We start from the raw sequence: 374 nt of genomic DNA, 5'->3' as shown, positions 1-374 counted from the left end.
TGCTATGGGAAGAATAGGTGTCTTTAGAAAAGAATTACGGCACCCGTTGGCGCCGTAACTCTCTCTACTCTTGTCACACCGTATCGTACCTCCCGCTTGGTCGATGCGATTATCATCCTTGAGAGCTGTTCCGACTGATGTTCGTCCAATGGTCTGCATGACTGCTTCTTTTTAGTGTCCTTACTCATAGTTATCATCCTTTTGTTCCGATGGTTGTCTTGAACTCATATACAGCCTTGTCATCCTTGATGGTCGGGCCGTGTACGGTTGCTGTTGTCAGTTCCGGATAGATGTTCGAGTAGAAGCTCATCACACTCTCCGGAGAGTCGTTCGGATTGGGATCAGGAAGTGTAATCATCTCTGTACCTTTCTTA

At 46.8% G+C, this 374-nt stretch carries 1 protein-coding gene; it reads right to left on the bottom strand.

Annotated elements, in window-relative coordinates; translation table 11 throughout:
* Positions 1 to 193: 193 nt before the first annotated feature.
* Positions 194 to 374, bottom strand: a 181-nt coding sequence (locus NW211_RS14035; protein ID WP_258328294.1) for a PRTRC system protein C, incomplete at its 5' end; no start/stop codon positions are given.

The sequence above is a fragment of the Barnesiella sp. ET7 genome, from assembly GCF_024733785.1.
GTDB lineage: Bacteria > Bacteroidota > Bacteroidia > Bacteroidales > Barnesiellaceae > Barnesiella > Barnesiella merdigallinarum.
Note: the sequence above shows the minus strand (reverse complement) of the source record. Positions and strands in the feature narration are given on the sequence as shown.